Source organism: Phormidium sp. CCY1219 (assembly GCF_055795085.1).
This window is the reverse complement of the sequence record NZ_JAYFEQ010000702.1, coordinates 1-10,787: the sequence shown is the minus strand read 5'-3', so window position 1 is coordinate 10,787 and position 10,787 is coordinate 1. Positions and strand designations below refer to the sequence as shown.

Annotated in this window: 9 protein-coding genes; 3 read left to right on the top strand and 6 right to left on the bottom strand. The window is 51.6% G+C overall.

The genetic code is table 11. The features are described from left to right. The first annotated feature begins 206 nt into the window (after positions 1-206). Positions 207-329: a hypothetical protein gene (locus AC0QH1_RS20800; RefSeq protein WP_324633226.1), complete on the top strand. Its 123-nt coding sequence runs from the start codon at positions 207-209 to the stop codon at positions 327-329. A gap of 199 nt (positions 330-528) precedes the next feature. Here AC0QH1_RS20800 and rpsU read toward each other — a convergent pair whose 3' ends face one another. From rpsU to AC0QH1_RS20770, 6 genes are all read right to left on the bottom strand, one after another. Beyond that, a complete protein-coding gene (rpsU, locus tag AC0QH1_RS20795; protein WP_324633225.1) occupies positions 529-708 on the bottom strand; it encodes a 30S ribosomal protein S21 in 180 nt (59 codons plus the stop codon). Positions 709-955: 247 nt separating this feature from the next. Next, positions 956-1,264: an RNA recognition motif domain-containing protein gene (locus tag AC0QH1_RS20790; RefSeq protein ID WP_324633224.1), complete on the bottom strand. Its 309-nt coding sequence runs from the start codon at positions 1,262-1,264 to the stop codon at positions 956-958. A 716-nt stretch (positions 1,265-1,980) separates the two neighbouring features. Beyond that, entirely contained in the window at positions 1,981-2,289 is a 309-nt protein-coding gene (locus AC0QH1_RS20785) for a type II toxin-antitoxin system RelE family toxin (protein ID WP_324633223.1), read from the bottom strand. Further along, on the bottom strand, positions 2,286-2,489 hold the full coding sequence (locus AC0QH1_RS20780; RefSeq protein WP_324633222.1) for a hypothetical protein: 204 nt from the start codon (positions 2,487-2,489) through the stop codon (positions 2,286-2,288). Before AC0QH1_RS20780 ends, AC0QH1_RS20785 begins: the two co-directional genes overlap by 4 nt. 341 nt (positions 2,490-2,830) lie before the next feature. Then, positions 2,831-5,440: a bifunctional aconitate hydratase 2/2-methylisocitrate dehydratase gene (acnB, locus tag AC0QH1_RS20775; RefSeq protein ID WP_324633221.1), complete on the bottom strand. Its 2,610-nt coding sequence runs from the start codon at positions 5,438-5,440 to the stop codon at positions 2,831-2,833. Between the two features lie 298 nt (positions 5,441-5,738). Beyond that, complete coding sequence (locus AC0QH1_RS20770) at positions 5,739-5,861, bottom strand: hypothetical protein (protein WP_324633220.1); 123 nt, start codon at positions 5,859-5,861, stop codon at positions 5,739-5,741. A gap of 546 nt (positions 5,862-6,407) precedes the next feature. Here AC0QH1_RS20770 and AC0QH1_RS20765 point away from each other — a divergent pair. Beyond that, positions 6,408-10,175, top strand: coding sequence for a PAS domain S-box protein (locus AC0QH1_RS20765; protein ID WP_324633219.1), 3,768 nt, complete (start codon positions 6,408-6,410; stop codon positions 10,173-10,175). A gap of 31 nt (positions 10,176-10,206) precedes the next feature. Beyond that, the gene (locus AC0QH1_RS20760; protein ID WP_324633218.1) at positions 10,207-10,536 is read left to right on the top strand and encodes a hypothetical protein; all 330 of its coding nucleotides are present in this window, start codon (positions 10,207-10,209) and stop codon (positions 10,534-10,536) included. The last annotated feature ends 251 nt before the right edge of the window (positions 10,537-10,787 follow it).

Below are 10,787 nucleotides of genomic sequence, written 5' to 3'. Positions count from 1 at the left end.
CCCTCGTAGGGCTTAGGCTGGTCAGCTACCTAAAGTCAGGGACTAGAAGCCCCGTCTCTTTAGAGCGGGGTGCTGACCGGGTAGGTGTTAGATAAGCCAGTGACAGTGAAAGCAAGATGACACAGAGCGGTCGCCCTAGGGGCCTCCCGACAGGGATCGCGCGTGACGCGAGATCCCACTGTTTGGAAGTACATGGAGAAATACCGTTGTATGTAGCTATCCCTGGGGAAGGGGGATGGTACGCGGCATTTTTTGCGAATGTTCGCAAGGCATATACAGCGATCGCCGGCGGTTTGTTTTCCCACCTGTTATCGGTTCAAGCACCCTAATGGCGCGATCTCCTTGCAAGGTGAAGCCCGCCTGTTGCCCACCGGGAGCAGCGCGCAACGAGAAAGCCGCCTATCTCGGGATTTACGCTTCTACCCTGCGGCTCAACCCCCGATAGAAGCGTATGCACGCCGAGAACGGCGGCATCCTTGACATTTAACCTGTACTGAGGTTAATGCCGAATGGCGATCGCCGCATTCGTTAGCGATAACGTCTCTTCCGTCTTGCCGCGCTTGCTTTACGCTTGCGTTTTTCTTGCGGAGTTTCAAAATGCCGACGGCTTTTAACATCGGCTAAAATCCCCGCTCGCGAGACTTGACGTTTAAATCGACGTAATGCCGATTCAATGGCTTCGTTTTCGCCGACCACGACTTGCGTCATTCTTACTCCTTTTTCTAAACGTTGTTCAGGGTTTGGATGGCCGTAAGTTTTTCTGGCCTATACCGTTTCATAGTTTAGCGTACTCTTTCGCAGCAAAAACTGCGGCCTATCTGCCTTTTCCCCTCGAGGGGGAGTAACGACAGTCCGCATCCGCTTGGTAGATTTCCACGATCCTTGCGCCGTTCGAAAGATTGATTTTCCCCACGGCGGATGCCAGATGCAAGCAAGACAGAACTAGGGAAGGTGCTTAGGATCGAGAGAATTTATTGCCCCCACCATAACCCCCTCCCCGGTAGCCGCCACCGCGTCGGTCTTCCCGGGGCTTGGCTTTGTTCACTTTGATGTCGCGACCCATCCAGTTCGCTCCATCGAGGGCTTCAATGGCTGCTGTTTCCTCCGCTTCACTCTCCATTTCCACAAAACCAAACCCCCGAGGGCGTCCGGTTTCGCGATCGGTCGGAAGGTTTACGCGCTTGACTGTTCCGTACTCGGAAAACGTCTCGGTTAAATCTTCTTCGGTTACGTCGTAGGAGATATTCCCTACATAAATCGACATGCAATGCCTCCAAAAGGTTTAAAATGATGTAGCGATTCAGTTTCGGAGCGCTGCCTGCCGAGGAACCTGTTTTGGATCCACCCCCACGCCATTTTCAAGCATGTAGCCAGCTCTACCACTGAATCAGATTTATCTCTATTACAATAACACACCCCTCGGGAGTGACTACCCAGTTGACTAGCTAATTTTGTGCTAGTTTTTCTCTTCATCCGCTGGTGTTTTTCTCTTCCCTACAACTCCTTTCTGATTGTGGACTCCGAGCCATCGAGAACCAAGGTATCTTTCATTGGTTACTTAAGTGAGTTAAAAGAGGGAAAATTCAGTGTTTCTCAGGTGTTAGGGTATCCATCGCCCAGTGGGTTGTCCAACACTGCCCTGAAAGGCGATCGCCGATGGGATATTGAAGGAGCGATCGCCCTTCGATGAAGATGTGAAAGCAGGTTTGCCCTGGTGGTATCCTAAATTCCAAGGGATTAAAACCCGATGGTCTCCTTTGGGGTTCCCCAGACTATTGCGTTAAGCGAGGGTGGGTTGGGGGTGGATTGCCCAACACCCCTCGGGAACGCGATCGCTGTTTTGGTTTCTCTATTGCTACGATAGGCAATTGTTTTTATTTTGTCTCCATTTTTCCCAGTTCTTCTTCTTGAACTAGCAATTTTTCTGCTTGATTTTCTGCTATCTAGCTGGCCAGCATCTCGGCTAAATAATTGGCTCGATTATGTCTGTCTCTGATAAAATAGAAGGGCGATCGGCATTAAGGAAAATAACGATATATATCTTTGCAGTTTAGCACGCGATCGAAGATTAAGGGTTTCCCCGTCAAATCTAAAACCGATGCGATAATCACCTAGCCGGATTCGATATGCATTCTCATATCCTTTTAACCGTTTCACATTTTTACGCTCTGAAAAACTTTCGAGGTTGGGTATTTCTTCAAACACCAGTGCTTTGATAGATTCAAAGACTGGGGTGCTTTTGAGAGCTTTTATATCTTTCAGAAAGCTAGGTAAATATTGAGTTTTCATGGAGTTTCCAGTTCGGCGAGTGCTTCATCCAAACTGAGGGGGTTTTCATCTTTGACCTCCATCATGGCACGGATGAGTCCCTCATCCTCTAGTGCTTCGAGGATACGCTGGTAATCCGTAAAGTCAATAACCACTTTACGGATATGACGGTGCGGATCGACCATGAGTTCTTTGGCAAAAGGATAATCTTCGGCTTTCATTTCGCTTTGAGTGACTAGAATGATATTAATATACTAAGGCGGTTCACTACATTATTGTACTTAAGCCGCAAAATTTAACCTCGGCTCCCTCAACCCTATCGGAGGCTGGAACTGCAACTCGAGACCCCAACTTTGGCCGCTCTACAGAAGTGAGTTGAAGACTTTTTCTAAATTTCTCCCCGCTTGATTACCGCCACGCTTGTCAATCTTTCCGGTCCACCCGATCGCATCAGATTGTACCAGAACACTATCAGCTAGATTTGGCACGCGCCCCAATTAACATCCCAAAAAATCCATGAGCAGAAGGGCACGGCAATGCCGTGCCCCTAGAAGTTTATGGGTTATTGGTTAGCGCCCACGGGCATTCCCAAAATATCTTCAATTTTGGGCATTTCCGATACAGGAACCACGCGACCTTCATCCTCGAACCCTTCAATTTGGTCGAAATTGAGATAGCGATATAAATCCGCTGCAAACGGATTAATTTTCTCGGCCACAATTTCGCGATATTCTTCCGCAGTAGGAATCCGTCCTAACAGGGCACAAACTGCTGCCAATTCTGCCGAACCGAGATAGACGCGCGCGCCTTTCCCCATGCGGTTATTGAAATTGCGAGTTGAAGTAGAAAACACCGTGGCATTGTCTTCTACCCGGGCTTGGTTGCCCATGCAGAGGCTGCATCCCGGCATTTCAGTGCGCGCACCGGCGGCGGCGAAAATACCATACACGCCTTCTTGTCGCAATTGCGCTTCATCCATGCGAGTGGGGGGGCAAATCCACAAGCGAACTTTCACCGGACCGGCATTTTCCAACACCTTAGCGGCGGCGCGATAGTGGCCGATATTGGTCATGCAAGACCCGATGAACACTTCATCGATTTTATCCCCGGCACATTCAGACATTAACTTCACATTATCCGGGTCGTTTGGCGCAGCCACCACGGGTTCTTTAATCTCGTTCAAATTGACTTCAATGGTTTCCACATATTCCGCATCGGCATCGGCGGACATTAACTGTGGAGAAGCCAACCATTCCTCCATTTTGGCCACGCGGCGCATAATGGTACGTGCATCTTGATAGCCGCGCGCCACCATATTTTTCAATAAAGTAACGTTCGATCGCAAATACTCCGAGACGGTTTCCTCACTGAGCTTCACCGTACATCCGGCACAAGAGCGTTCCGCCGTGGCATCGGTCAGCTCAAAGGCTTGCTCCACTTTCAGCTCGGGCAATCCTTCCATTTCCATAATCCGCCCGGAGAACACGTTCTTCTTGTTCTCCGTCGCCACGGTGAGCAATCCCTGCTGAATCGCCACATAAGGAATCGCATTCACGATGTCGCGCAAGGTAACGCCCGGTTGCAATTCCCCGGTGAAGCGGACTAACACGGATTCGGGCATATCTAACGGCATGACGCCCAAGGCGGCGGCAAATGCCACCAACCCGGAACCGGCGGGGAAGGAGATGCCCAAGGGGAAGCGGGTGTGGGAGTCACCACCGGTGCCGACGGTATCCGGTAATAGCATTCGGTTTAACCAGGAGTGAATGATGCCATCTCCAGGGCGCAAGGCGACGCCGCCGCGCGTAGCAAAGAAGTCGGGGAGTTTCTGGTGAGTGGTGACATCCACCGGTTTGGGATAGGCGGCGGTATGGCAGAAACTCTGCATCACCAAGTCGGCGGAAAATCCGAGACAGGCGAGTTCTTTTAATTCGTCGCGGGTCATCGGCCCGGTGGTATCCTGGGAACCGACGGTGGTCATTAAGGGTTCGCAGGCGGTTCCGGGACGCACGCCGGGAAGTCCGCAGGCTTTACCGACCATTTTCTGGGCGAGGGTAAAGCCTTTGTTGCTGTTTTCGGGAAGTTCGGGACGGGTGAAAATGGGGCTGAGGTCGAGTCCGAGGGCTTTGCGAACTTTGTCGGTGAGACTGCGCCCGATAATCAGGGGGATGCGTCCGCCGGCACGCACTTCGTCTACGATGGTGTTGGGTTTGAGCTTGAAGGTGGAAATGACCTCGCCGGCTTCGTTGGTGATTTCGCCTTTATAGGGATGGATGGTAATCACCATGCCGGTTTGCATTTTGGTGACGTCGCACTCGATGGGCAGGGCACCGGAGTCTTCGGCGGTGTTGAAGAAAATCGGGGCGATCGCGCCACCTAAAATATACCCCCCGGCTCGCTTGTTCGGCACGTAGGGAATATCTTCTCCCAAATTCCACAATACGGAGTTAATCGCGGATTTGCGCGACGATCCGGTGCCTACCACGTCGCCGACATAGGCTACGGGATATCCTTTCTGCTTTAATTCGGCAATGGTATCCAGTGCCCCTTCTAAGCGGGCCTCTAACATGGATTGGGCGTGCAGGGGAATGTCGGGCCGGGTGGTGGCGTGACTCGCCGGGGATAAATCGTCGGTGTTGGTTTCTCCGGGTACTTTAAATACGGTGACGCGAATGCTCTCGGGTAAGGAGGGACGGTCGGTAAACCATTGCGCTTCGGCCCAAGAGTCGATCGCTTGCTTGGCATAGCTATTGGTTTCCGACAGTTCGAGGACGTCGTGCATGGCGTCGAACACCAGCAGGGTTTTCTTTAAGGCGTCTGCTGCGGTTTGTGCTTTCTCGCTGTTGCTGGATTTGAGCAGCTCGATTAATGAATGGACGTTATAACCGCCCACCATTGTGCCGAGCAGTTCGATCGCCCGCAGGGGAGTAATCAGGGGGCAGTTGACTTCTTCTTTGGCGAGTGCGGTGAGGAATGAGGCTTTCACGTAGGCGGCTTCGTCTACGCCGGGGGGTACGCGATCGCGCAATAGGTGCAATAAGGTTTCTGACTCTCCGTCAGGCGGATTTTTCAGCAGTTCGCACAGTTCTGCGGTTTGCTCGGCGTTTAAGGGTAGGGGGGGAATGCCTTGGGCTTCCCGTTCAGCTGCATGTTGGCGATAGGATTCGAGCATTGCGTTTCTTTCCTCTATTGGGTTCGCTAAGTTTTAGTTTATATTCAATCCCTGAAAGCTTTTCCTTCTGGCCCCACCCCCAGATGTCTCATATGCTACCACAGCCTCACCGATGCCCTGGATTTTCTGCTAGGGTCAATCTGGCTCAATGGCTGGCTCTGTGGCGTCTTTGAGCGCTTTGTTGTCAATCTCTGACCGGGAAATTTTTCCATCGGCGCGCGGTGGGAAGACCCTCGGGAAAAAAGGATCCAAGGGTAGGCCGGGGCACCGTGGGATTGTGAATCTCTGTAACTTTTTATTAATTATTATAAACTTTTTTGACAAAAAAATTGCCCGGGTTGGGGGGCGATCGCACCCGTTTTTTCCCGAGAAGCCCCGGGGCGATCGCGCCAACCCGAGGGCGTTGCTCTGGAAAATTCATTCCCCCTAGCAGGCAGTTTTCCGCCTGAAGGATTCTGGCAAACCCTCCGGACTTCACTATGGTGGCTCGTCAGTAAGGCTTCCCTCGAGAGAGAATTTGCAATATTGCTCTCATAAACAATTTTAATGGTTTTTCGCTGAGGTTTCTGGCCGCGCCGTGGGCGGAAGGGGACGAGGAAGCGATCGCGATCGCTTTGCCGAGGGTTGCCAATGGGGGTTCGGTAATAAATTACACTTTTTTTAAACATTTTTTAAGCTTTTAGCGGGCGGAGCGAGAATTTGTGTTTTTTTTAAGATTAATTAAATTTAATTTCACAAAAGCTGCAAAAATATTAAGATTGTTTTCTAAATCGATTGAATTGTTATTGCCTCTGAGTCTATTTTCTCAGAAGCAGGCTACGCAGTGGAGAAAGGAGGGCGGATGAGCCTACTTAAGGGGAACAGTGATGTGGTATGGATTAACCGAAACCGAGACCAACCACGGGTCAAGGGGAAAAAGGCAACGCAACCCCGAGACCGAAAAAATCTAGCTCCCGTGGGGATGCCGATGCTAGAACCCTGTCAAGCCCAAGGATACAACGGGGATGAAAAAGCGCTACTTTCTTGCGATCGCCTTGCCGATTCCCCTCTACCCATCCTCATCAGTCGCGCAGAAGATAGCACGATCGTGTATGCTAATAAACACTTTAGGCAGCTCTTTGGCATCAATCCCGAAGAGCATCTGGGCAGGGTGGTGGACTTTTACGAGAACCCCAGACAGCGCGTGATGCTGCTGGATGTTCTCCAACGAGAAGGGTGCGTTCGGAACTACGACCTGTTGGTCAAAAAAGCAGACGGGACCCGCTTTTGGGTTGCCATGTCTGTCCAGTCACTCACCTTAGAAGGCGATCTCGTGTTCTTTAAAACCTTCAGAGACATCACCAAACTCAAACAAGCCGACCAAATTCTGCAAACTATCGCAAGCAGCCAATCCCCGATCGCCGGAGATTCGTTTTTCCCCTGCTTAGCATATCATCTAGGGTCTTTACTGCCGGTGCGTTGCGTGGTGATTTCAGAACGGATTGGTCATTCCTTAGAACGCTTGCAAGTGCTTGGGTTTTGGGAACGAGACCCCGATGGCTCGTCACTCGGCTTGCAGAATGCTTCCCCTGGGGAATATACCTTGGCGGGGACGCCTTGCGCGCAAGTGGTACAAGGGGCACAGGCGTGGCACGCGAAGAACCTGACAGAGTATTTTTCGCCAGACCATCCTCTGGCTCGATTGAAAGGTTGCAGTTATTTCGGGGTTCCCCTCACCGATATCAATGGCACGGCGATCGGGGCGATCTCTCTGTTCGCCGATCGCCCGTTTTGCGATCTGCACTCAGTTCAGTCTCTTGTGAGAATTTTTGCGGCGCATTCATCCACGGAACTGGAACGCCAGCGCACCGAACGGGCATTGCGCGCGAGCGAAACCCGGTTGCAGATGGCGCTCAAAGCGGCCAAAATGGGCCTGTGGGAGTGGGATCTGCGGGCGGGAACCTTCAGTGGCTCTGAGGAACTGGAAACGATTTTGGGTCTGCCACCGGGGTCTTTTGATGGCACGCCGTCGCCGTTTTGGCAGTCGATTCATCCGGAAGATCGGGGGACGGTGGAAAAAATGATGGCACGAGCGATCGCGTCTCGCTCGAGCTACCACGGCGAATACCGGATCGTTCACGCCCAGAGTCAGACGGTGCGCTGGATGGTCTGTAAAGCGGATGTGCTGTGCGAGGGCACCGGTGGAGCGGTGCGGATGATGGGTACGATTGCTGACGCGAGCGATCGCAAGACAACCGAAGCGGCTTTAACTGAATCTTCAGCCAACTTACAAGCAATTTTTAACTGCTCAGTTTCCTCGATTTTATTTATCGATTTTAATTATAAAATACAAGCCTTTAACAAAGCGGCGGCGGCAGCCGTTTGGGAAATTTGGAAACGAAAAATTTGCCCGGGAGATTCGATTTACGCCTATGTTGCCCCCGAGGATGTAAAAGATTTCAACCGCGATTTCCATGCCGCATTGAACGGACAATCGGTGAGCCTGCAGCGCAATATTAAAGGCATCGGAAATACGGAAAATTGGTTTGAAATTAACTATCAACCAGTGTTGAGCGACACCGGCAAGGTGATGGGGGTTTGTTTTAGCGCGCTCAATATCACCGAGCGCTTTCTGGCGATGGATGCTCTGGCGCAAAGTGAAGAACGCTTCCGCTTGTTGGTGCAGCATTCTTCGGATTTGATTACGATTTTAGCCGCCGACGGGACGATTCGCTATCAAAGTCCGTCCATCGAAAAAATTTTAGGCTATCCTCAATCAGAGTTAGTGGGACAATCTGCATTTGACTACGTTCACCCGGAGGATCGCGAACGGGTTTGCGAGCAATTTTCCCAAGCGCTGCGAACTGAAGGGAAGGCGATCGAAATCGAGTTTCGGTTTCGCAACCGCTGTGGAGAATGGGTATATTTAGACTCGGTAGGTAGCAACCAACTGAATGCGCCGGGGATTCATGGGTTTGTGATTAATTCCCGGGATGTGACGGAACGCAAGGAACAAGAGGAACGCTTGCGACTGTTCGAACGGGCGATCGCCGCAAGCAACAATGGTATCGTGATTTCCGATGCCCAACAAGATAATACCGTGGTCTATGTGAATCCCTATTTCGAGGAGATGACTGGGTATTCGGCGGCGGAAACCGTGGGCAAAAACTGCCGCTTTTTGCAAGGAAAAGACCGCCGCCAACCGGGAATCGAACAGTTGCGCGACGCGATTCGCCAGGGGAAAGATTGCACGGTGGTTCTGCGGAATTACCGCAAGGACGGAGCTGTGTTTTGGAACCAACTGAGTTTGTCGCCGGTGGAAAACGAGCGGGGGAAAATCTCTCACTTCATTGGCGTGCAAACTGATATCAGCGATCGCAAACGTGCCGAGGAACAACTGATTCATCAAGCGTATTACGATTCTCTCACTGGCTTGCCGAACCGCGCCTTTTTTATGGATCGACTGCGCGAAGCGACTACCAAGGTTGAGGGGCGCTCGGATTCTCTCTGTGCGGTGTTGTTTATCGACCTCGATCGCTTCAAGCGCGTCAACGACAGTCTCGGTCACGCCGTGGGCGATATGCTGCTGATCGTCATCGCTCACCGCTTGCAACTGTGCTTGCGCCCCCAAGATACTATCGCCCGCCTCGGCGGCGATCATTACGTGATTTTACTCGAAGATATCCACACCATTGAGGAAGCCACTGCGGTTGCCGATCGCATCCACCAGCAACTCAACACCCCCTTTACCTTTGAAGGGCACGAAGTCTTCGTCAGCGCTAGCATCGGGATTGCTCTGAGTTCTATCGAATATGAGGTGTCTGCAGATTTGCTGCGAAATGCCGATATCGCGATGTATCGCGCCAAAGCTGCCGGCAAAGCTTGTTCGGCTTTCTTCGATCGCGCTATGCACGATCGCGCCGTGGAACAGTTACAACTCGAAAATGATTTGCGCCGGGAACTCCACGAGGTGGAAAAGGGCGCGCCAACATCGTTCAAAGTGGCCTATCAGCCCCTCGTGTCGTTGTTTGACGGTGGCATTGTCGGCTTTGAAGCCCTGGTCCGCTGGCATCACCCCCAGCGCGGTCTTATCTCACCGGGAGAGTTCATTCCCCTGGCAGAAGAAACCGGCGCGATCGTGCCCCTGGGTGCCTGGGTCCTGCGCCAAGCCTGCCACCAACTCGCCACATGGCACGCTCGGTTTCCTAGTATAGCACAAAATCGGCGCTTGAAAGTGAACGTGAATTTATCGGGAAAGCAGTTTTTGCAACTCGATTTAGTGGAACAAATCGATCGCATTTTGCAAGATACTCATCTGGACCCGAGTTGCTTGAAATTGGAAATTACCGAAAGTGTGCTGATGGACGATAAACAAGCGGCTACCCAAATCTTGTTGGAACTCAAACAACGACAAATTTATCTGGCGCTCGATGATTTCGGCACCGGTTATTCTTCTCTGTCTCATTTGGCTCAATTTCCCATCGATACTTTGAAAATCGATCGCTCTTTTGTGAGTGGAATCGGCAAGGAAGGGAAAAATTTAGAAATCGTCCAGGCGATCGTTACCTTGGCTCATGCTCTGGGGATGGATGTGACGGCGGAAGGGGTGGAAAATGCCGCACAACTGGCAGAACTCAAGGCTCTCGGTTGCGAAGACGGACAAGGTTACTTTTTCTCGCCACCGATGGCTGCTGAGGATGCCACGGCTTTGCTGGCAGGTTCATTTTCTTGTGCCTCGCCCAAAATTTCTTCTTGAACTGGCATCTACTGCTACAATTGGATGTTTTTTGGGTAAACTAATAGAAAACGCGGAGGAATTTGATATGCGATCGCCCATTTCCCACCACAGCGCTCATCCCAAACTCAGCAGCATCCCTCGCCAACGCTCAGAAGCGCAGGCGTATTTGGAGATGTATCAACTGGTTGTGGAAAAGCAACGGCTAGAAGGAGAACTGCAACGGATCGAACACCGACGAGAACAGATTTATCAGCGCCTCAGCATGTTGGATAGCCGTATTTCCCAGTGCGATCGCCATCCCTCTTCCCTACCCAAACAGTCCCCGCCCAGCCCACCGCCAAAGTCGGAAAAATTTGAGACCCTGCTGTTTGAATATTAATTGCCTCTCCCAAACCGTTTAAAAAAGCCCCGCCGCCGTTCCTCTCCTCCTCTCGTTCCCAGCAAATGCTGGGAACGCACTCCCCGAGGTTCCGCCTCGACCCAGGTTGATTGGCTCTTTCCCTCGAACCCGCGATCGCCTCGGTTAATTCACGGGACATTATGACGATTTATTCTTCATGGCTACCAAACTTAGATAAGTCTGGTCTTCTGGTCAGGTGAGCTTGGGAAAATAAAGTCTTACCAAGCCCC